General features: G+C 42.6%; 17 protein-coding genes. 1 reads left to right on the top strand and 16 read right to left on the bottom strand.

Annotated elements, in window-relative coordinates; all coding sequences use genetic code 11:
- Positions 1–100: 100 nt before the first annotated feature.
- The 15 genes from B5G00_RS05910 to B5G00_RS05840 form a co-directional block, all read right to left on the bottom strand.
- Positions 101–2,167 (bottom strand): glycoside hydrolase family 31 protein, encoded by a 2,067-nt coding sequence (locus B5G00_RS05910; protein WP_087269995.1) that lies wholly within the window; start codon positions 2,165–2,167, stop codon positions 101–103.
- Positions 2,168–2,267: 100 nt separating this feature from the next.
- On the bottom strand, positions 2,268–3,140 hold the full coding sequence (locus B5G00_RS05905) for a carbohydrate ABC transporter permease (protein WP_087269993.1): 873 nt from the start codon (positions 3,138–3,140) through the stop codon (positions 2,268–2,270).
- 1 nt (position 3,141) lies between these two features.
- A complete protein-coding gene (locus tag B5G00_RS05900; RefSeq protein WP_087269990.1) occupies positions 3,142–4,035 on the bottom strand; it encodes a carbohydrate ABC transporter permease in 894 nt (297 codons plus the stop codon).
- Between the two features lie 117 nt (positions 4,036–4,152).
- The gene (locus B5G00_RS05895) at positions 4,153–5,493 is read right to left on the bottom strand and encodes an ABC transporter substrate-binding protein (RefSeq protein WP_087269987.1); all 1,341 of its coding nucleotides are present in this window, start codon (positions 5,491–5,493) and stop codon (positions 4,153–4,155) included.
- A gap of 215 nt (positions 5,494–5,708) precedes the next feature.
- Positions 5,709–6,452, bottom strand: coding sequence for a response regulator transcription factor (locus B5G00_RS05890; protein WP_087269984.1), 744 nt, complete (start codon positions 6,450–6,452; stop codon positions 5,709–5,711).
- Positions 6,453–6,479: 27 nt separating this feature from the next.
- Positions 6,480–8,312 (bottom strand): cache domain-containing sensor histidine kinase, encoded by a 1,833-nt coding sequence (locus B5G00_RS05885; RefSeq protein ID WP_087269981.1) that lies wholly within the window; start codon positions 8,310–8,312, stop codon positions 6,480–6,482.
- A gap of 3 nt (positions 8,313–8,315) precedes the next feature.
- Positions 8,316–9,047 carry a peptidoglycan recognition protein family protein gene (locus B5G00_RS05880; RefSeq protein ID WP_087269977.1) on the bottom strand — a complete coding sequence of 244 codons (732 nt, stop codon included), beginning with the start codon at positions 9,045–9,047 and terminating at the stop codon, positions 8,316–8,318.
- A 117-nt stretch (positions 9,048–9,164) separates the two neighbouring features.
- Positions 9,165–10,619: an IMP dehydrogenase gene (gene guaB, locus B5G00_RS05875; protein ID WP_087269974.1), complete on the bottom strand. Its 1,455-nt coding sequence runs from the start codon at positions 10,617–10,619 to the stop codon at positions 9,165–9,167.
- A 59-nt stretch (positions 10,620–10,678) separates the two neighbouring features.
- Positions 10,679–11,182: a DUF6106 family protein gene (locus tag B5G00_RS05870; protein WP_087269971.1), complete on the bottom strand. Its 504-nt coding sequence runs from the start codon at positions 11,180–11,182 to the stop codon at positions 10,679–10,681.
- Between the two features lie 164 nt (positions 11,183–11,346).
- The gene (gene groL / locus B5G00_RS05865; protein ID WP_087269969.1) at positions 11,347–12,963 is read right to left on the bottom strand and encodes a chaperonin GroEL; all 1,617 of its coding nucleotides are present in this window, start codon (positions 12,961–12,963) and stop codon (positions 11,347–11,349) included.
- A 36-nt stretch (positions 12,964–12,999) separates the two neighbouring features.
- Positions 13,000–13,284, bottom strand: coding sequence for a co-chaperone GroES (groES, locus tag B5G00_RS05860; RefSeq protein WP_087269966.1), 285 nt, complete (start codon positions 13,282–13,284; stop codon positions 13,000–13,002).
- A gap of 313 nt (positions 13,285–13,597) precedes the next feature.
- On the bottom strand, positions 13,598–14,386 hold the full coding sequence (codY, locus tag B5G00_RS05855) for a GTP-sensing pleiotropic transcriptional regulator CodY (protein WP_087269963.1): 789 nt from the start codon (positions 14,384–14,386) through the stop codon (positions 13,598–13,600).
- Between the two features lie 402 nt (positions 14,387–14,788).
- On the bottom strand, positions 14,789–16,885 hold the full coding sequence (topA, locus tag B5G00_RS05850) for a type I DNA topoisomerase (RefSeq protein ID WP_087269960.1): 2,097 nt from the start codon (positions 16,883–16,885) through the stop codon (positions 14,789–14,791).
- Position 16,886: 1 nt separating this feature from the next.
- Positions 16,887–17,774, bottom strand: a complete 888-nt coding sequence (dprA, locus tag B5G00_RS05845) for a DNA-processing protein DprA (protein WP_242971290.1) — start codon at positions 17,772–17,774, stop codon at positions 16,887–16,889.
- Positions 17,775–17,791: 17 nt separating this feature from the next.
- The gene (locus B5G00_RS05840) at positions 17,792–19,321 is read right to left on the bottom strand and encodes a YifB family Mg chelatase-like AAA ATPase (protein ID WP_087269957.1); all 1,530 of its coding nucleotides are present in this window, start codon (positions 19,319–19,321) and stop codon (positions 17,792–17,794) included.
- A gap of 269 nt (positions 19,322–19,590) precedes the next feature.
- On the opposite strand from B5G00_RS05840, the gene sigK reads away from it, so the two are divergent.
- Positions 19,591–20,208 carry an RNA polymerase sporulation sigma factor SigK gene (gene sigK, locus B5G00_RS05835; protein WP_087269954.1) on the top strand — a complete coding sequence of 206 codons (618 nt, stop codon included), beginning with the start codon at positions 19,591–19,593 and terminating at the stop codon, positions 20,206–20,208.
- 71 nt (positions 20,209–20,279) lie between these two features.
- On the opposite strand, the gene B5G00_RS05830 is transcribed toward sigK, so the two are convergent.
- A complete protein-coding gene (locus tag B5G00_RS05830; protein ID WP_087269951.1) occupies positions 20,280–21,506 on the bottom strand; it encodes a peptidase U32 family protein in 1,227 nt (408 codons plus the stop codon).
- Positions 21,507–21,516 lie beyond the last annotated feature (10 nt).

Here is a 21,516-nt window from a genome sequence, read left to right as displayed (position 1 = left end):
TTTTTCCTCCCAATATTTTCATAAAAGCCGCTGCATTATAATGCATATCTCCCTTCAGCACAAAGGTCGGATGCTGAAAATGCAGCGGCGTTTCAGAAACTTATACCTCCAGTTTAAATTCTCCTTTAGTGAATAATGGAATCTGCTCCAATGGAGTTTCAACGGTCACAGTCTGTCCGCCTTCAAAGCTCTCTTTGGTCCATGGGTTTGTCCAGGTATATCCCTTCGGCAGATAAACTTCTTTCGTTTTCTGTCCCCTCTCCATAACCGGAGCAACTAAAATATCCGGTCCGAACATATACTGGCTTTCATTGTCCCAGCATATCTTATCCTCAGGAAAATCATAGAACAGCGGACGCATGATCGGTGTTCCTTTCTCATGAGCAGCCTCCATCAGGGATCTTATATAAGGACGCATGGCCTCTCTCAACTCTATGTATTTCCTACAGATCTCATATACTTCATCCCCATAGGACCAGATTTCATTAGGAGCTCCTGACACGCACTCAGCGCCTCCGGTAGTTCCGTATTGAGGCTGATAAGGCATCCGGTAACCATGAAGCCGCATTACCGGACAGAAGGTTCCATACTCAAACCAGCGGACAAAGACCTCATGATAGTCCTTATCGTAAATATTCGCTCCGAAAAATCCTCCGATATCTGTGGTCCACCATGGTATTCCGGAAATTCCCATATTTAATCCTGCTGCAAACTGGTTCTGCAGGCTTTCAAAAGTAGAATGGATATCCCCGGACCACACCAATGCTCCATACTTCTGGCTTCCAGCCCAGGCACAGCGGAGCAGGTTTACAACTTCCTCCTGGCCTTCAGCTCTCATACCGTCAAAAAATGTCTTGGCATACATGGCAGGATAGATATTTCCAATCTGTACGTTAGGCCCCAGATGATAACGATAGTTTTCAAAATCATAAACTGTATATTCTGGTTCTGCCTCGTCCAGCCAGAAGATTTTAACCCCTTTATCATAGTAGTTTTTCTTTGCCTTACCCCAGACATACTCTCTGGCTTCCGGGTTGGTAGGATCGTACTGAATCGTATTTCCCATATAAGTATTGTCAATGCGAACGCCTTTCTCTACTCTTGTGAGAAGTCCTTTGGCCTTCATCTCTTCAAAATTCTCACTCTTGTAATCTACCATAGGCCAGATAGATACCATCAGCTCAATTCCCATTTCCTTTAATTCCTGTATCATTGCATCAGGATCCGGCCAATAAGTGGGATCAAATCTCCAGTCTCCCTGTTTTGGCCAATGGAAAAAGTCTACTACGATCACATCAATAGGAATCCCTCTCCGCTTATACTCTCTGGCTACTTCCAGCAGTTCTTCCTGTGTCTGATACCGGAGCTTGCACTGCCAGAATCCCATACCATATTCCGGCATCATGGGAACCTTTCCTGTAGCGTCTGCATAAGCTTCTTCAATCTCTGCCGGAGTATCTCCTGCAGTGATCCAGTAATCTAATTTCTTTGTAGACTGGGCCACCCAGGTAGTAATATTTTTGTTGAAGCTTACTCTTCCTACTGCAGGGTTGTTCCAGAGGAATCCATATCCCAAAGAGGACAGGGCAAAGGGTACGCTGGCCTGTGAATTTCTGTGAGCCAGCTCCAGTTCAGCGCCTTTTACATCCAGGAATTTCTGCTGATACTGTCCCATGCCATAGATTTTCTCATTAGGATTAGACTCAAAACGCATAGTAAGCTGATAGTCTCCGCCAATGATAGGCTTAAACTCTCTGGCTTCTACTTCCAGAGAGCTGCAGGTATCCGCAAACATGTCCTCCCGGTTACGTACATACTCCTCCAGAAGCGTCTCGCCCTTCTGATTGTAGAAAATAATCTTTCCGATGTTATTGATCACTGCTTTGATCTTACCATTTTTAATCTCCGCGCTGAATTCATGAATCCTAATCTCCGGCTGGTCATCTTCCGGCTTTTTATCCAGTGCCCAGAGCTCCTGAGGCATTTCAGGCATCTTAGAGGCCCTGACCCTGAGGCTGTTTTTTCCCCATGGTTCCACGATCACCCGCTCTGCGTCATAGCGGTAATAAAGGGCATTGTCCTTCACTTCAAAATACCCTAATAAAAATTTGTTGTCTGAGCGGAAGTCCCCGGTAGGCTCCCCCTCTCTTTTGATAATGTCTGTCATAATACTACTCCTTTCTATAGCTCTGATTATAGATTTAAGCCTTCTTCTATGCCAGCCAAATCATATAGAAAACTAGTCAAATATTTACCTGTTTTATTTCTTACTCTTTTACCGCTCCGGCAGTAAGACCGCCTACGATATATTTCTGGAGGAAGACAAAGGCCAAAATAACGGGGATAACCAAAATAGCTCCATATGCCATGATACAGTTCCATTTTGTTCCATATTTACTCTGGAACTTACGTATGTTTGCTGTCAAAGGCCTCATATCTGCATCTACATTGAATGTCATAGAATAGATCAAGTCGTTCCAGCCATTTAAGAATGAAATAACAACTACTGTAATAATACCTGTTTTTATAGTAGGTATCATAATCTTAAAGAAAGAGCGGAACACACCGCATCCGTCAATCCTGGCCGCCTCATCAAGAGAAACCGGTATACTCTTAAAGTATGGACGTAATGTTACCACAATAAAAGGAACTGAGCCTGAAGCAACTGCAATAGCAGGTGCCCAATAAGTCCCCAGCAAATGCAGCTTTGAAAATGTCAAATACATAGGTGTAAGCATTACGGATGCAGGAAGCATCTGAGTTACCAAAAATGTAAGCATAAAGGACTTTGTGCCTTTTACCTGATAACGCCCCATTCCATATGCCGCTGGTACGCCAAACACTAGGGAAATCAGCATTGCGCAGAATGCGATAAGAACACTGTTGCGCAATGATGTAAGGAAATCTGCGTCCTGAAGATTTTGCAGCCATGGGTCTATGGTAAATTCATGAGGATAATATGTAACAATTTTTCCGAAACTCTCCATATCTGTTTTAAATGACATCTGGATCAGCCAGTAGATCGGAAACAGAAAGAATATAGCTATCAAAACTGCAATAACACAGTTGATCACATTTCTCCGTCCTTCTTTTGTCTGCCAATAATGTCTTTTAACAGTTCTTACATTCTCATTACTCATTCTAGTCATCCTCCTTACTTAATAATTTCAGATAAAACAGGCCAACCAGGAACAGACATACGAACAATATCATAGCAATAGCAGAGCCCTGAGAAAATTCATACTGGGTAAAAGCTTTGGAATAAGCATAAGTTCCCAGAACATCTGTAGAATTATATGGACCGCCTGACGTCATGATATACATAAGGTCGAATGCTTTGAAAGTATAGATGAATCCAAGCATTAATACTGAAAGCATTGCAGGCTTCATCAAAGGCAAAGTGATATATAAAAATCGCTGAAATTTATTAGCTCCATCAATAGATGCGCTTTCATAGATATCTTCAGAGATACCTGTTAATCCAGATGTCAAAAGGAGCATATTGAAAGGAATTCCTACCCAGCAGTTTACTGCAATAACTGCAGCTAATGCGGTTCCTCCATTTACCAGCCAGTCAACAGGCGTAGAAATTATATGCAGTTTCATAAGAAGATCATTAATAACGCCTCCGTCCAGCAGGAACATATTTTTTCCTAAAAGAGCTGTAACAGACATCGGCATCATGTAACCTACCAGGATTAATCCACGCACAGGTCCTGCCAGCGTAAATTTCTTTGAAAAAAACATCGCAAACAGGAATCCAATAGTAAATTGAATAACCAGACAAGCCAATGTAAAAATAATGGTATTTCTAAAAACCATCTGGAATGTCGGATCTGCAAACAGAGTCTTATAATTCTCTAACCCGACAAATACAGATGTGCCAGTCGCCATATTTTTAACATTCATATTTTTAAAACTTAACACTACATTGTAAACCAATGGATATCCACAGACAATCAGCAAATACAGAAATCCGGGAAGAATAAAAATATATGCTTCTCTTTTCTTTTTTGCAGCTATACTCAGCTTCATTTCATGCACTCCCTTCTTTTGACTCTATATAAAGAGCCCCGGAATCCAGCCGGATACCAGACTGTTTCCGAGGCTCCCTCATTATTTATCTAGCATAAACTATAGGACTATGTAATTTTATTGGTTAACATCCTCCGCTACGCCTCCGCCGGCTGTAGATTCTGGAAGAGGATCTTCTTCAAGAATCGGATCGATAACAGCTGCAGCTGCAGAAAGAGCATCCTCAACAGATTGATCTCCCAACATAGCCTGCTGTGTTGCATTATATAAAGCTTCTGACAATGTCGGCCACTGAGCATGTGGTCCACGAGGTTTTGCATAATTCATCGCTTCATTAAATACTGCATATCTCTCATCTGTTGTAAAGATCTCCTGGAGTCCAACAGCATCAGAACGAACAGGAAGTTTTGTTGCTGCAGCTGTAAACTCTGCATTTTTCTCTGCACTCATAAACCATTTCAGGAAATCTACACATTCATCTTTGTATTCTGTGCCTGTGCAGACGCCAAAGTTTTCACCTCCGATACAGGAAGCATATTCCTGATCCATTGGAAGCAATGCATATTCATAATTAAATGCGCCGTTAATCTTCTCATCAATATCCTGGAGCTGCCATGTACCAGATTCAAACATTGCTGCTTTTCCTGCACAGAATGCGTTATATGCATCAGACTGCTGCCAGTTTACAACTTCTTTGCTCATATATCCATTCTGAACCAGGTCTGTAAGGAACTGGATAGCTTTCACAGAACCTTCGCTGGTCAGATTATCAATATCGCCGCCTGCTGACCAGATCCATGGAAGAATCTGGAAAGTACCTTCTTCTGTTCCGATAGCGCACATGGAGAATCCATAAACACCATTTGCTGTATCTGTTGTCTTCTCACATACTTCTCTGAACTCTTCCCATGTAGTAGGAGGAGCATCAAAACCTGCCGCATTCAAGATATCCATATTGCAGCAAAGTGTCAGACAGTTAGAATTCTGTGGCAGACCGTAATAGTGTCCTTCTGCATCCTGAACACTTAACAGTGGACCGTCATAGAAGTTCTCCAAATCTTCCCAATCCTGTATATCCTCTGTAATGTCCTCAAAAACCCCCAGAGAAATATAAGAAGCCATATCTGGTGAATCCACCATTCCGATATCCGGAAGTTCTCCGGAAACGGCACCAATTGTATACTGATTCATCAATTCTTCCCTGGAAACAAACGTTGGCGTAATATGGATGGCATCCTGAGATTCATTGTATTCCTCGATCAGTGCCTCAAATGCAGGTGCCTCAGCCTCAAAATAATGCCACAAGGTTACTTCTGCTGGTTCTCCCGATGAGCTTCCACCATCTGAAGAATCCCCTGAATCGCTTCCTCCTGATGAGCCTCCACAACCAGATACAAGAGCTGCAGTTAATGAGCCGACCAAAAATAGAGCTGCTAGCTTTTGAAATCGTTTTTTCATATCTTTTCCTCCTTACACTTTGTATATTTTTTGATGTTTTTATTATACATTTTCGTCATATTATACGAAACTTCTCATTTTAAGATTTGGAAGAAAATTTTAAGGTAAATTTTTAATATTGGGAGAAAATTTTAAGATAAATATTTTTCAGCATAAAAATAGCGCTAGACAATAATCTCATCATCTAACGCCGTTTCTGTAAGATTATATCAATCTCATATAATAGAATTATTTTTTTCCACAAATTCCCCAACGCTCATTCCTACAGTCTCCCGAAATACTCTATTAAAATACTTCGGGTCTGAAAACCCTACATGATAGGGAAGTTCTTCCCTAGGATAACCTGCTAGCAGAAGTCTTTTTGCCGTCTCTATTCGATAGTTCTTTAAAAACTTTGTAAAAGTTTCTCCTATATCTTTATTAAAAAGATAACATAGATATTCTTGAGATACCCCTAAATTCTCTGCCAGTTCTTTCTGATTAATCTTTGATCCATATCCATTGTCAATAAAATTAAGACACTTTATTACTAAAGGATGGGCGTCCGGATATCTTTCCTTCAGCTTTCCTATCTGTTCACTTCCGTCTACTCCCTTTTTTCTCTCCAGACGCTTCATAAGATCATAAACTTCATCATAAGTTATCGGTTTCACCAGATAGTCTTTGACTCCCAGTACGATTGCTTCTCTGGCCGCCTCAAATTCTTCATACGCTGTAACGATCACATATTGAGCAGATATTCCCGCAGCCTGAGCAGCTTTTATCAAAGACATTCCATCCATATAAGGCATTTTTAAGTCTGTGAAAACTACATCGGGTTTTACAATCTGTACCATTTCCAGTGCCTGCCGTCCATTCGAGGCCTCTGCTACAACTTCGTACTCTTCAGAAATAGAGACAATCAAATTTTTTAATCCCCTCATTGCTCTTCTTTCATCTTCTGCAATTAAAATCCTCATAAATATCTCACCCTCATCACATCTTTTTTATTCTGGCATAGGGAGAATAAAAACAAATCTAGTTCCTTTCCCCTCTTCTGTCCAAAATTCCACTTTCATTTTTTCTCCATAATGCATTCTCATTCGCGTAATAACATTAGAAATACCAATCCCCACTTCTCTTTTCTTTGCAAGCATAGGGTCATCCAAAATTTCCTGTATGACAGTCTTTCTCTTCTCGGCTATCCCCTGTCCATTATCTTCTATGATGATTTCTAAAAATTCTTTATATCCCTTTCCGGTTATCTTAATATTTCCGCCATTCTCCATACCTTCAAATCCATGAACAATCGAATTTTCCACAAAGGGCTGGAGCATTAATTTTCTACAGGGCCAGTTATCATAGTCCGAATCAAAATCAATCTCATAGGAAAAGGCATTGTCAAGCCGTTCCCTTTGAAGGAAAAGATACTGCTCTATCCAGGAAATCTCTTGAAACATGTATACATTCTGGTGCTTCTGGTCAAAAGTATACCTTAAAATATTAGACAGCTTTTTTAGTAAAATGGAGACTTTAAAATTTCCGCTTTCCATAGCCTCATAATTAATTGCATTAAGCATATTACAAATAAAATGAGCATTGATCTGAGATTCTAAAGCCTCTCTTTCAGCCCGCTGCTTCATCTTCAGAGACTCTATCACTTTATCATGCTGCTCCTCTACATCTTGGGCTGCTTTTCTGATTTTTTGAAGCATATTATTATATTCCTGGGCAAGCTGCCAAACTTCATTGGTCCCTTCAATAGCAATCTGTTCTCTTGTCTCACTGTCTTCTACTCTTTTAATGGAGTTGCTTATAATATTCACGGGGCGGAGAATTCGGTTCGTAGTCCAAAAGAGAATCAATAGAATAATCAATATAGCCCCAGCATAAATAATTACCATCTGTCCATATATAGTGTCCACCTTTTTCATCAGCATTTCTTCGTCAATCACTGCATGAAGCGTCCAGCCATAATTTCCAATCTGTGCAGTCAGCCCAGTCAGCTGGTTTTCCTTCTGATAATCTGATGAACGTATTCCCATATATTCCCTTCCTTGAGTATGGAGCATGATCTCCCCTTCGCTGTCCTCAATATAAGCTTGTATATATTCTTCTTGATTCTGGTTCATTTGTCTAAGGAAACTGGTCAAAGGCTGTGTCTGAAAGGAAACCAGCATCATATATTCTACATTCTGATAAGAATTGAGATTTTTAAGTGGAAAGGCAATATGAATCATGCCTAAACTTTCCATATTAGGATGTATCATAGGATGTGTGATAATCTTATATCTAGGTATTTCATTTTTTCCATTTTTTTCTTTGATTTCTGAAAAAACCTCTTTGATCATCTCTTCACTGTCTTCCTCCCAAATGGGTCTTGAACCAGCAATTCTCATTTCGTTTTTATCATACTGATATATGATCCCCTCCTCTGAAGCCACTGCAATTCCTACAATAAAAGTAGAACTTCTAGCTGCTGACTTTAAAGCGTTACTCATGTCTTTATTAGTCTGTGCATCCACATCTCCTGTCACAAAATCCTGGATAGCATCTACCGTCTCTTCATTTATTGAAAGTCCTGATCCCAAATTAATATACGTCTCCATTTGGTTCTTCATATTAATCCTGACGGAATTCATCAGTGCTTCTTCCGTGGTATATGTAGTTTCTACAAGATGAGTATAATATTGATTTTTCATATAAACCCACATTATAGTCATCAACAAAATAATCGCAACTAATATTGCCATTGCGAACGAACACCACATATGCGATTTGCAGTAATCCCGCACTTTTTTAATTCCACATATCTCTTTCTTTTCTACTACACCTTCCATATATTATTCCCCCTCCGCAGCCACTACCTCCTGCTCCACAACTTTTATCTGTTCTTCCACGTCCTCTTTAAACTGTTCCCATGCCTCTGGATGGTCCACATAATATTTCGGGCATATCTTTCCTGTTACGTCATAGTGGCGGATCACATCTTCGCTGGTAAGATTGAATCGATAGCACAGCCATCCTGTAAGACGTACCAGTGAAGTATAAGTTGCATCTGTAAACGCTCCTGTCTCATCTAAATGACAGCACTCTATAGACAGCGTATCACTGTTTCTGGAATTGGAGGCATAGGCAATCTCTGAGCTTGGAATGCACTGGACGATCTCTCCCTCAGTTCCTACCACAAAATGGCTGCTCACCTTTGTCTCATGGCTGTCTTTTAGTCCTTCAAAATAATCTCTGTTATTCTGAGCTGTACTTCCCGGATTTGCCGTATAGTGGATTACGATTCCGTTAATTTCTTCCAGAGGGATTCCCGGCCTGGAATACTCGTTCGCCTCCAGGAGGTCCACCTGAAAGGGAGGAGCCCCTACAAAAGACTCGTTTCTGGCCTTCAAAAGCCGCTGTTCCTCCATAGCCGCAGTAATCCGATTGCCTCCTGCTGCGATTACACAAGCTGTAAGGACTGCTGTGCCAAAAATTGTAATCCTGCGAAGCCTTTCTTTTTTTCTCTGTTTTTTTCTTTCTGTTCTTCTTTTTTCGTAGCTTTCTCCGTACTCTTGTCTTTTCATAGAGCGTTTCCTCTTAAGCTGCAGTACAAAGCAAAAAACAGAGGGACCGCCGTGTTTACAGCAACCCCTCTGCTCTATACTCATTTCCAAATTCGTATATCTCTGTGTTTTGTTATCTTATTCGTCAATACTGTAGTTAGGAGCCTCTTTGGTAATGTGAATGTCATGAGGATGAGATTCTTTTAAAGCTGCTGCAGAAATCTTTACAAATTTTCCTGTTCTCTTCAGAGTCTCAATATCCTTTGCTCCACAATATCCCATTCCGGAACGGATTCCTCCGATAAGCTGGAATACTGTATCTTCTACATGACCTTTGTAAGCCACACGGCCTTCTACGCCTTCCGGTACCAGTTTCTTTGCATCTTCCTGGAAATAGCGGTCTTTGCTGCCGTTTTCCATGGCTGCAATAGAGCCCATGCCTCTGTATACTTTATATTTTCTTCCCTGATACAGTTCGAAATCTCCAGGGCTCTCGTCGCATCCTGCAAAGATGCTTCCCATCATACAGACGTTGGCGCCTGCAGCGATAGCTTTGGTCATATCGCCGGAATACTTGATACCTCCGTCAGCGATGATCGGAATATCATACTCCTTGGCAACCTCATAGCATTCCATGATAGCGGTAATCTGAGGCACACCGATACCGGCAACCACACGGGTTGTACAGATAGAACCAGGGCCGATACCAACCTTAACAGCATCTACTCCTGCATCGATCAATGCTTTAGTAGCCTCACCTGTAGCAACATTACCAGCGATCAGCTGAAGATCCGGATATTTTTCCTTAATCTCCCGTACTGTCCGAAGAATGTTTGCAGAATGTCCATGTGCGGAGTCCACAACCACTACATCCACATGGGCATTTACAAGGGCATCAATTCTGGCCATTACATTATTTGTAATTCCTACTGCGGCACCGCACAGCAGTCTGCCCTGTGCATCTTTTGCGGACAAAGGATATTTAATCTGTTTCTCAATATCCTTGATGGTGATAAGCCCTTTTAAATTAAAGTTTTCATCTACAATAGGGAGTTTCTCTTTTCTAGATCTCGCCAGGATTTTTTTCGCCTCTTCCAGAGTAACACCTTCTCTGGCAGTAACCAGTCCCTCTGAAGTCATACACTCTTTAATCTTTCTGGAAAAGTCTTCTTCAAATTTCAAATCCCGGTTTGTGATAATACCTACCAGTTTCTTTCCTTCTGTAATAGGCACTCCTGAAATGCGGAACTTAGACATCAGATCGTTGGCATCTGCCAGCGTATGTTCCGGAGACAGGAAAAATGGGTCTGTGATAACGCCGTTTTCAGAACGTTTCACCTTATCTACTTCTTCAGCCTGCTCTTCAATAGACATATTTTTGTGAATGATTCCGATACCGCCCTGTCTCGCCATGGCAATCGCCATACGATGCTCAGTAACTGTATCCATACCTGCACTCATCATCGGTATGTTCAGCTTTACCTTTTTTGTAAGCCAAGTTGATAATTCTACCTGATTGGGGATTACTTCTGAATACGCCGGAACCAGCAGAACATCATCAAAAGTAATGCCTTCGCCAATAATCTTACCCATTTTCATTCTCCCTTCAATTTGTTTATAGTACAGTAATATAACAAATTACGACAAAACTGTCAATCCAGAAAAACTTTTCTCGGACAGCTTCTTGCGATATTATCTATCAGCTCTCTGTCCGGCTCCAGAAGAACTTTATATACATTGTTGTCATCCGGAATGATCATTGCAAAAATTTTGTGCTGGGGATTTCCTGATGAGAAATCCAGGACCTTTAAATTCGTATTATGGTTCTGATAGTCCATCCTGTGAGAATTTACCGGAGCCATCATTTCCATTTTAGCCAGGTCAAAGCTTTTCATTCTCTTTCTCTTAGCTTTGGAAGCAATCCGGTCAATATCCAGTTCACCATTTACGAATACATACTCATATTCCAGGTCCAGAAGGGGTAATACAAAATATGCCGCAATACCCAATCCGATAGTCAGCACCCACGCCAAAGGGGTGATCAGCAGCCCGGCTGCTGCCGTAAGCACAATGAGCGCAATGATCAGAATCTTAATTGCCTGATCTTTTCCGGTAGTCTCCTTCTTTACAAGAAGCTCCGAATACATGTCCGTCATCTTACGTTCCTCCTGTTATTTCATATGTTCTGATAATCAGTGTATCACAAAAAAATTTCTGTTGCAAGAAACAAAAATGCTCCCTGCCAGGCAGCAAGTCTTTATCAGTTTCTTGTCTGCCTGGAAAGGGAGCACATCCTGTCATTGCAGCGATTTTTCGGGGATTACATCATTCCCTGTCCGCCAGCCGGCATTGCCGGTGTGTCTTCTTTAATAGTAGAAACAACTGCTTCTGTTGTCAGCAGAGTTCCTGCAACACTTGTAGCGTTCTGCAGTGCGCTTCTTGTAACTTTTGCAGGATCCAGGATTCCTTCTTTTACCATATCTACATATTCTTCTCTTAAAGCATCGAATCCAACACCTTTATCAGACTCTCTTACTTTATTGATGATCACAGAGCCTTCCAGACCTGCGTTTGCAGCGATATGATACAGTGGAGCTTCCAGAGCTTTCAGTACAACTCTTGCACCTGTCTTCTCGTCGCCTTCCAGTTTTTCTACTTCTTTGGCAACTTCTTTAGATGCATGGATGTAAGCGGAGCCGCCGCCTGCGATGATACCCTCCTCAACAGCTGCTCTTGTAGCGTTGAGAGCATCTTCCATACGAAGTTTTGCTTCTTTCATTTCAGTTTCTGTAGCTGCGCCTACACGGATAACAGCTACGCCGCCTGCCAGTTTTGCAAGTCTTTCCTGTAATTTTTCTCTGTCGAAATCAGATGTTGTCTCTGCAATCTGATGTTTGATCTGAGCAACTCTTGCAGCGATTTCTTCTTTGTCGCCCATACCGTCAACGATAACTGTGTTTTCTTTTTCAACTTTAACGGATTTTGCACGTCCCAGCTGATCCATAGTTACGTCTTTTAATTCCAGTCCCAGTTCATCGGAAATAACTGTACCGTTTGTAAGGATTGCAATATCTTTCAGCATTTCTTTTCTTCTGTCGCCATATCCAGGAGCCTTTACAGCGCATACAGAGAAGGTTCCTCTTAATTTATTAACGATCAGAGTAGTCAGTGCTTCACCTTCGATATCCTCTGCGATGATCAGCAGCTTAGCGCCTGTTTTAACGATCTGCTCCAGCAGAGGCAGAATGTCCTGAATGTTTGTGATCTTCTTGTCTGTGATCAGGATATATGGATCTTCAAGAACTGCTTCCATCTTATCCATATCTGTTGCCATGTATGCAGAAATATATCCGCGGTCAAACTGCATACCTTCTACCAGGTCCAGTTCTGTCTTCATTGTCTTGGACTCTTCGATAGTGATAACGCCGTCTTTGCTGACTTTTTCCATAGCTTCTGCTACCATTTCGCCTACTTCATCATCACCTGCAGAAATAGCAGCTACTCTTGCGATCTGGTCTCTGCCTTCAATGTTTTTACTCATCTCCTGGATAGCGCTTACAGCAGCTTCTGTAGCTTTTTTCATACCTTTTCTCAGGATGATAGGATTTGCTCCTGCTGCCAGGTTCTTCATTCCTTCATGAACCATTGCCTGAGCCAGAACTGTAGCTGTTGTAGTACCGTCACCTGCTACATCGTTTGTTTTGGAAGCAACTTCTTTGATAAGCTGAGCGCCCATGTTTTCAAATCCGTCTTCCAGCTCGATTTCTTTTGCAATAGTAACACCGTCGTTGGTGATCAAAGGAGCGCCGAAAGATTTATCCAGCACTACGTTTCTTCCTTTTGGGCCCAGTGTTACTCTTACTGTATCTGCTAATTTATTAACGCCAGCTTCCAGAGCTGATCTAGCCTCTGCTCCGTATTTGATTTCTTTTGCCATGATGACATTCCTCCTATAAATTCTAATCGTTATTTATTATTTTACTATTGCCAGAATATCACTCTGTTTTACGATGATGTATTCCTCTTCGTTAAGTTTTACATCTGTTCCGGCATATTTGGAATAGATAACCTGATCGCCTACAGCAACTTCCATCTTTACTTCTTTGCCGTCAACAACTCCGCCCGGACCTACAGCAACAACTTCTGCCTGCTGAGGTTTTTCCTGGGCCTGACCAGGAAGTACAATACCTGACTTGGTTGTCTCTTCTGCTTCTAACTGTTTTAATACAACTCTGTCTCCTAATGGTACTAATTTCATATCTATTTCCTCCTTACAAAATTTCCATTCTTTCGTTTTATTAGCACTCATTTCTGTCGAGTGCTAACCGATAGTCATATATTAGTTAATTTATTACTTTTTCGCAACCGGATTTATACCTGTATATTTGCATTTATTATGCTTATATCTCATCTTATCTCATTTTTTCTTTTGTTTTCTTATCTTTATTATTTTTCTGTTAATTTATTGTAAGAATATAAGCATTGTTTGTGTATCCCAAGAAAAAGAGCCTTTCCTCAAAAACTCCTTTATCAGCAATTTCTGAGGAAAGGCTCCTTTTCTCTTTCGATGTTTATTTCTTCACTAATTTTCGTTTTTTAATTTCTTCCAGTTCATCAAAAATCACTTCATTGAGTACCTTGATATAGGTTCCCTTCATGCCGGAAGAACGGGACTCAATAACTCCTGCACTTTCAAACTTTCTCAGTGCGTTGACAATAACTGATCGGGTGATTCCCACACGGTCTGCAATCTTGCTGGCTACCAGAATCCCCTCATCTCCGTCCAGTTCATCAAAAATATGAATGATTGCTTCCAGTTCTGAAAATGACAGGGTATTAAAAGCAGATTTTACCACCTGGATTTTCCTGTTTTCCTCTGCATTTTCCTCATGTACAGACCGCATCATTTCCAGGCCTACCACTGTAGTGCCATACTCACTTACGATAATGTCTTCAATATCATAAGGCTTTTCACTGCGGTACATAAACAGAGTTCCAAGCCTCTCTCCAGCAATATCAATAGGGCTGATAATGGCTACATACTGGCCGATATTCTCACTTTCAAATCCCAGCGTCTCCAGGTTTACATTTTCCTTTGTGGATAATACTCCCAGAAGTCTTTCATTTAGCAGCTTGTCAATATAACCGCCTACCTCGCTATCAATCAGTTCGTTTATTTTTTCTACTCCAGGGCATGCACCGACGCCCAGTACCTTTCCCTTCCTGCTGATCACCAGAATATTTGAATCCAATGTCTCTACCATGACTTCACAGATATCATTAAAAAGAACCTTAGACGCATGGTTGTTGTGAAGCAGCTTGTTGATTTTTCTGGTCTTGTCTAATAATTGTACGCTCATGGCGAACCTCCTTTCTTATGATCTTGTTACCCTCCCTGTACCGGAAAGCAAACAGATGTCTGAGCTCCAGCACAAGGAAAATAAGGCAACTTAAATTACAAGCTGACAGTCTGACGGCAACTATACTTTCTGTTTATATGATTTATTTTAGCATACAACTATTCTGAAATCAATGTATAGTTTTTCTATTTTCAGTCTTTTTATCTGTTTTCTAATAATTCCTTCATCAAGAAATGTTTTCTCTTTTTCCAGACTATTTTCTATATTCTTCAGTATCTTCCGGATTTACTCCCTGCTCTGAGGCAAAACGGAATAAGTCCGAAGGACTGTTCTGCAGAAAAAAGGAGTTCTCCGAAGCAGAAAAACCTCTTCTGTTTCAGGAAAACTCCTTTTAATCGTATATTATGCAATGCTGTCCTCTGCAGTTTTTTCCTTAGGCTTCATCATCACATAACCGCACTGTTTATCTGAACATACCAGCTTGTTTCCCTTTTCCAGCATATAGCTGTGGCAGGAAGGGCATTTTTCTCTGGATGGCTTCTGCCAGGACATGAATTCACAGTCCGGATTGTTTTCACATCCATAATATATCCTGCCCTTTTTACTTCTCTTAATCACCACGTCTTTTCCGCAAATAGGACAGGGAACACCGATTTTTTCCAGATAAGGCTTGGTATTTTTGCACTCAGGAAATCCCGGACATGCCAGAAATTTCCCATGAGGACCGTATTTTACCACCATGTTTCTTCCGCATTGTTCACAGATCACATCGGTAACCTCATCCTCGATCTTCACCTGTTCCAGCTCCTGTCTGGCCTTTTTCACTGCCTCTTCCAGGTCCGGATAGAAGTTGCGGATAACCGTCTTCCACTGTACCTTTCCTTCTTCCACACTGTCCAGAAGCTGTTCCATGGTAGCAGTAAAATATACATCCACAATACTGGGGAAAGCTTCTTTCATAATATTATTTACCACTTCACCCAGCTCTGTCATATACAGATTCTTATTTTCCTTTGCCACGTATCTTCTTGCAATAATAGTCGTGATCGTAGGCGCATAGGTACTTGGCCTTCCGATTCCCAGTTCTTCCAGAGTCTTTACCAGAGCTGCTTCCGTGTAATGAGCCGGCGGCTGGGTAAAATGCTGAAGCTCTTTTAATCCTTTCAGGCTGATCTCTGTATCTTCTTCCAGGTTTTTGGCCAGAAGCTGATTCTCCTGCTTCTCCTCATCATCCTGTGTATATACAGTCATAAAACCATCGAATTTCAGTTTAGAAGCCGCTGCGGTGAAATAATACTCCCCGCCCTGTACCTTTACCGAAGTCGTCTCATATTTTGCCTGCTGCATCCTGCTGGCCGCAAACCGCTTCCAGATCAGCTGATACAGGCGGAACTGGTCTCTGGACAGGGACTCTTTTACCTGGGCAGGCAGTCTGGAAATATCCGTAGGACGGATGGCCTCATGAGCATCCTGAATACGTTTTCCGTTATCATTTTTCTTTTCCGGCTCTGCCACATACTCCTGTCCATACTGCTCTGCAATATATTCTCTGGCAGTCCGGTCTGCTTCTTCCGAAATACGAGTAGAATCTGTACGCAGATACGTAATCAGACCTACCGTGCCGCTTCCCTTTATATCCACACCTTCATAAAGCTGCTGAGCCAGTCTCATAGTCTTCTGAGTTGAGAAGTTCAGCACCTTGGATGCCTCCTGCTGAAGGGTACTGGTAGTAAAGGGTAAAGGAGCCTTTTTACTCCTCTCACCTTTCTTTACTTCTGCAATTTTATAAGTCACTCCCTGGAGTTCCTTCAGGATCTTGTCCAGCTCTGCCTTAGAATGTATGGTTATCTTTTTATTTTTGTTTCCGTAAAATTTGGCGATCAGGGGCTTTTTCTCCCCTTCTACATTGAACTCTCCGTCCAGGGTCCAGTATTCTTCGGGAATAAAGTTATTGATCTCTTCCTCCCTGTCTCCAATGATGCGCAGGGCCACGGACTGAACTCTTCCTGCGCTGAGGCCTCTTTTTACTTTTTCCCAAAGCAATGGACTGATCTCATAGCCCACCATACGGTCCAGTACTCTTCGGGCCTGCTGGGCGTCTACCAGATTCATATTAATATCCCTGGCCTGTTTAATGGAAGCCTTCACCGCACTTTTTGTAATCTCATTAAAGGTAATCCTGCGCATTTTTTTCTTATCCAGTTTCAGGGCATAGGAGAGATGCCAGGATATAGCCTCTCCTTCCCGGTCAGGGTCCGTTGCCAGGTAGACCTTATCTGCTTTCTTTGCCGCTTTACGCAGGGCAGCCAGAATATCTCCCTTACCACGGATTGTAATATATTTAGGCTCATAATCATGTTCTACGTCAAACCCCAGCTGGCTCTTGGGAAGATCCCGCACATGACCGTTAGAGGCCATTACTTCATAATTTGAGCCCAGAAATTTTTTAATTGTCTTTACCTTTGCCGGTGATTCCACAATTACCAGATATTTCGCCATGTCAACCTCCTGCTCTGGCATAGTAATTCTTAACAGGCTCTGTAACCAGCCCGTCAAGTTCCAATTTCAATAAAACTTCTGCAATTACTCTTGTATCTAAACGTGTTTCCTGATAAATATCTTCTATATTCTTTGGTTGGAAATCCAGACAACTATACACCATTTCTTCCTGGCTTGCAAGTCTTATCTTTGAATTTTGCCTGAAATTAACTTTCCTTTCAGCCCTTATCCCTATTTCTTCCAGCAGCATTTCCGGAGAGCAGGCAATCCCCGCCCCGTCTGCAATAAGCTGGTTGCAGCCTTCGCTTAATGCATCTCCCACTCTTCCCGGCAAAGCGTAAACTGTCTTTCCCTGCTCCAGGGCATAGCCGGCTGTAATAAGAGAACCGCTCCTGGTTCTGGCTTCGATTACCAGGACCAGGTCTGCCAGGCCGCTGATGATCCTGTTTCTTCTGGGAAAATTTCTTCCGTAAGGAGGCGTCCCGTCCGGGAATTCTGACAGGATTCCGCCGTCTCCCTCTTTCATCCTCTCATACAGTTCTCTGTGTTCCGGAGGATAGCAGATATCACCTCCGCAGCCCATGACTGCAAAGGTCTTTCCACCTGCATCCAGAGCGCCTCTATGGGCCATCCCATCTACGCCTCTGGCCAGGCCGCTGATGACCTGTACCCCATTTTCTCCCAGTATTTTTCCGAATCTATAGGCCTGATGCTCTCCGTATCTGCTGCATGCTCTGGCGCCTACTATAGCCACCACAGGCTTATCTGGCTCCGGCAGTTCTCCTCTGATATAGAGTACCTCTGGCATGGAATCATAATACTGCAGTTTCTTCGGATATTGCCTGTCTTCTCTCTTGCATATCCACGCCCTGTCTCTTTGTTCCATCATATGTCCCCTCCTCTTTTTTATTTCCAATATTTTTTATCTATAGAGCGGTAGCAGACTGCTTCACTGATATGGTTTTCTCTGATTTTCTCGCTGCCCTCCAGATCCGCAATGGTCCTGGCAGTTTTCAATATTTTATAGTATCCTCTGACGCTGAGCCCCAGTTTTTCATAAACCTTCCCCAACAGTCTTCCTGCATTTTTATCTGTTATACAGAATTTCTCCGTTTCTTTTCCGGAAAGCCGGCTATTGAAGGTAATTTCTGTTCCTTTGTACCGTTCTTTTTGTATTTCATGGACCCGAAGGACTTCTCTGCGGATTTCTTCAGAGGTCTTCCCAGCAGACCGATGTTTTAGTTTTTCCCCAGGTACTTCTCTCATTTCTGTACAGATGTCAAACCGGTCCAGAAGAGGTCCGCTGATTTTTCCCAGGTAGTTTTCCACCTGATGTCTGGTACATGCACAGCGGTTCCTATCTGGATAATAGCCGCAGGGGCAGGGATTCATAGCGGCTGCCAGAAGGAAATCTGCAGGAAATTCATAATTTCCATGGACTCTGGAAATAAAAATCTTTCTTTGTTCCAGAGGCTGCCGCAGAATTTCCAGAGCAGACCTGGAAAACTCAGGAAGCTCATCCAGAAACAGTATGCCTTTATGAGCCAGAGTAATCTCACCCGGCGTAGGATAGGCCCCTCCTCCGGCCAGAGCCTTTGCTGTAGCTGTGTGGTGAGGGCTGCGGAAAGGGCGGGTTCTGATCCTGGTTCTTTCTCCTCCAAGAAGTCCTGCCACACTGTATATCCTGGAAAGCTCCATACTGTCTTCCCTGTCAAGCTCAGGGAATATGGTGGGGAGTCTGGTTGCGATCATAGTTTTTCCGGCACCTTTAGTTCCGATAAAAAGGATATTGTGGAAACCGGCTGCTGCAATAACTGCTGCCCGCTTAGCCGCTTCCTGGCCTAATATATCGGAAAAGTCATCCTGATACTCCTCATCTTTCTCCTCTTTACTTTCCGGTTCTGAAACCAGACTGGCGCCCCAGTCTTCCAGCTTTGCCAGCTCCAGAAATTCTTCCAGGCTGCTGACGCCTAGGACTTTGATTCCACAGAATCCGGCTGTTTCTGCCAGATTTGCAGAAGGAACAATACACAAAGGGCACCTGTTTTTGACTGCTGTATCCACAATAGGCAGGATTCCCCGTACGCCTTTGATCTCTCCGTTGAGCCCCAACTCTCCTGCCATACATACTCCCTGAAGTTTCTCATGCTCCAGATATCCAAAAGCTCCCAGAAGAGCTGCCGCAATAGGAAGGTCAAATCTGGTTCCCTCTTTCCGTATATCTGCCGGAGAAAGGTTTACTGTGATTCTTTTGGGCGGAAAGGTCAGACCAGTATTGCGAAGTGCTGTCCACACCCGCTCCTGGGCTTCTCTCACTCTGGAAGAAAGATATCCTACCATAGAAAAGACTGGCAGACCTCCGCTTACATCTGCCTCCACCAGCACCGGCACGCCTTCCACACCGGAAATCGTGGCTGATAAAACGCTGCTGTACATAATACCTCCTTTTCCGGGGTATATTCCCGCTGTAAATGCATAATATCCCCTTAGTCTTAATTGTTTTCAGTTTTGATCCAATGGATTTTTTGGCAGAAACGCCAGAAATTCAGATGTTGTATTTATGTATGATTATAGCCTTATTTTCCCAGGGCAGCAAGACGTATTTCTTCTTTCTTTTCCGAGAAATCGGGGAATTTACAGTGGAAAAGCACTAAATCGTCTCTCTTCACATAAACTATAATTAAATTCCTCCGAGGTATGCTTGTGTGAAAACATTTCTAAAGCCCCTGACTCCGGAAGAGGAAAGATATTATCTTCAGGAATACAAACAGGGCAGCCTGGAAGCGAAAGACATTCTGATTCAGCGAAATCTACGACTGGTTGCACATATTGTAAAAAAATATCAGGGAGCTGCGGAAGAATTGGATGATCTGATCTCTATTGGAACCATTGGTCTGATCAAAGCCATTCAGACCTTTGATTTTCAAAAAGCAAGCAGACTCTCAACCTATGCGGCAAGATGTATTGACAATGAGCTCCTTATGCTTCTTCGTTCAAAGAAAAAATCCAGTAAAGAAGTTTCCCTCTATGAGCCCATCGGCACAGACAAAGAGGGGAATGAGATCAGCCTTCTGGATGTGATTGAAACAGAACCTGTAGATGTGGTAAAAAATTATTCTCTGAAACAGGATATTGACTATCTGTATCAGCTTATCCCTAAAATCCTCTCTCAAAGAGAGCAGGAGATCATCACCCTCCGCTATGGTCTTTACGGCAAGGAGGAAATGACCCAGAGGGAAATAGCAAAGCGGCTGAATATCAGCCGCTCTTATGTGTCACGTATTGAAAAAAATGCTCTTCTGAAACTGCGGGAACACTTTTGATCAGCCTCTATGCCGGATACAAATTTTTCTGGTCCTTATTTGTATCCGGTACAAAGCACATATAAAAATCTCTACTCTTCTTTTCTTCTCAGAATGTCATATTTCTCAGGCATCTGGCTGAGGGCTACATAGAGTACCTGCTGAGGATGAGGCGCGCTCTCCTGTTCCTGTCCTTCTTCATTGAGAATTTTCTCCACCGTCACCGGCATATTTCTGCCATCTGGCTTCATAATCTCAACAGTCTCTCCCACAGAGAACTTATTTCTCTGCTCAATCCTGCACAGACCTTCCTTTATCTCCCAGACAATTCCCAGATAGGTATATCCTTTTTCATAAGTATTATTATCATAAATCTGGCTGGTCTCGTCGGGCTTTCCATAGAAAAATCCAGTGGTAAACTGACGGTAGGTGCAGCTTTTGATCTGTTCCTGATACCAGGGCATATTTTCCCGATATTTAGCCGGATCCTCCAGATAATCATCTATTGCCTTTCGATAAGTCCTGGCAACTGTTGCCACATAAAGAGCCGTTTTCATTCTACCCTCAATCTTCAGGCTGTCAATGCCGCTGGCAAGAATATCGTCCATATGCTCGATCATGCACAGATCTTTCGAATTGAAGATATAGGTTCCCCTCTCATTTTCATAAACCGGCATATATTCTCCAGGTCTGGTCTCTTCCACAATGGAATATTTCCAACGGCAGGGATGGGTGCAGGCTCCCCGGTTAGCATCTCTTCCTGTAAAAAAATTGGAAAGAAGACATCTGCCGGAATAAGAAATGCACATAGCTCCGTGGATAAAAGTCTCTATCTCCATCTCATCAGGAATGTGGGCCCGGATTTCCCGGATTTCCTCAAGAGACAACTCCCTGGCGCTGACCACTCTTTTTGCTCCCAGATTCCACCAGAACAGATAAGTTCCGTAATTGGTATTGTTGGCCTGGGTACTGATATGTCTTTCAGTCTCAGGACATACCTCTTTAGCGATCATATAAATTCCCGGATCCGAAATGATCAGAGCGTCCGGTCTTATTTCCTTCAGCTCCTGAAAATATTCCCGTACCTTGGGAAGATCTTCATTGTGAGCCAGGATATTGGCGGTAACATAAACCTTCACCCCATGCTCATGGGCGAAAGCAATACCTTCCTTCATATCTTCCATAGAAAAGTTCTTGGCTTTTGCCCGAAGTCCGAAAGCTTCACCGCCGATATATACCGCATCAGCCCCAAAGATGACTGCAATTTTCAGCACCTCCAGGCTGCTTGCTGGAATCAGCAATTCCGGTTTTTCCCTCATTTCTCTCCTC

The organism is Blautia sp. An46 (assembly GCF_002161645.1).
Classification (GTDB): Bacteria; Bacillota; Clostridia; order Lachnospirales; family Lachnospiraceae; genus Blautia; species Blautia ornithocaccae.
The sequence above is the reverse complement of the archived record's forward strand: the minus strand, read 5'-3'. Positions and strand labels throughout refer to the sequence as shown.

Bases quoted from the DNA above. Each gene is read 5' to 3' on its own strand.
- codY (WP_087269963.1), bottom strand. From the start codon at position 14,386: ATGAGCGTACAATTATTAGACAAGACCAGAAAAATCAACAAGCTGCTT.
- B5G00_RS05830 (WP_087269951.1), bottom strand. From the start codon at position 21,506: ATGAGGGAAAAACCGGAATTGCTGATTCCAGCAAGCAGCCTGGAGGTG.
- B5G00_RS05910 (WP_087269995.1), bottom strand. From the start codon at position 2,167: ATGACAGACATTATCAAAAGAGAGGGGGAGCCTACCGGGGACTTCCGC.
- B5G00_RS05840 (WP_087269957.1), bottom strand. From the start codon at position 19,321: ATGTACAGCAGCGTTTTATCAGCCACGATTTCCGGTGTGGAAGGCGTG.
- B5G00_RS05885 (WP_087269981.1), bottom strand. From the start codon at position 8,312: ATGGAAGGTGTAGTAGAAAAGAAAGAGATATGTGGAATTAAAAAAGTG.
- B5G00_RS05905 (WP_087269993.1), bottom strand. From the start codon at position 3,140: ATGAGTAATGAGAATGTAAGAACTGTTAAAAGACATTATTGGCAGACA.
- B5G00_RS05900 (WP_087269990.1), bottom strand. From the start codon at position 4,035: ATGAAGCTGAGTATAGCTGCAAAAAAGAAAAGAGAAGCATATATTTTT.
- B5G00_RS05890 (WP_087269984.1), bottom strand. From the start codon at position 6,452: ATGAGGATTTTAATTGCAGAAGATGAAAGAAGAGCAATGAGGGGATTA.
- guaB (WP_087269974.1), bottom strand. From the start codon at position 10,619: ATGGGTAAGATTATTGGCGAAGGCATTACTTTTGATGATGTTCTGCTG.
- B5G00_RS05895 (WP_087269987.1), bottom strand. From the start codon at position 5,493: ATGAAAAAACGATTTCAAAAGCTAGCAGCTCTATTTTTGGTCGGCTCA.
- groL (WP_087269969.1), bottom strand. From the start codon at position 12,963: ATGGCAAAAGAAATCAAATACGGAGCAGAGGCTAGATCAGCTCTGGAA.
- B5G00_RS05870 (WP_087269971.1), bottom strand. From the start codon at position 11,182: ATGACGGACATGTATTCGGAGCTTCTTGTAAAGAAGGAGACTACCGGA.
- groES (WP_087269966.1), bottom strand. From the start codon at position 13,284: ATGAAATTAGTACCATTAGGAGACAGAGTTGTATTAAAACAGTTAGAA.
- B5G00_RS05880 (WP_087269977.1), bottom strand. From the start codon at position 9,047: ATGAAAAGACAAGAGTACGGAGAAAGCTACGAAAAAAGAAGAACAGAA.
- topA (WP_087269960.1), bottom strand. From the start codon at position 16,885: ATGGCGAAATATCTGGTAATTGTGGAATCACCGGCAAAGGTAAAGACA.
- dprA (WP_242971290.1), bottom strand. From the start codon at position 17,774: ATGATGGAACAAAGAGACAGGGCGTGGATATGCAAGAGAGAAGACAGG.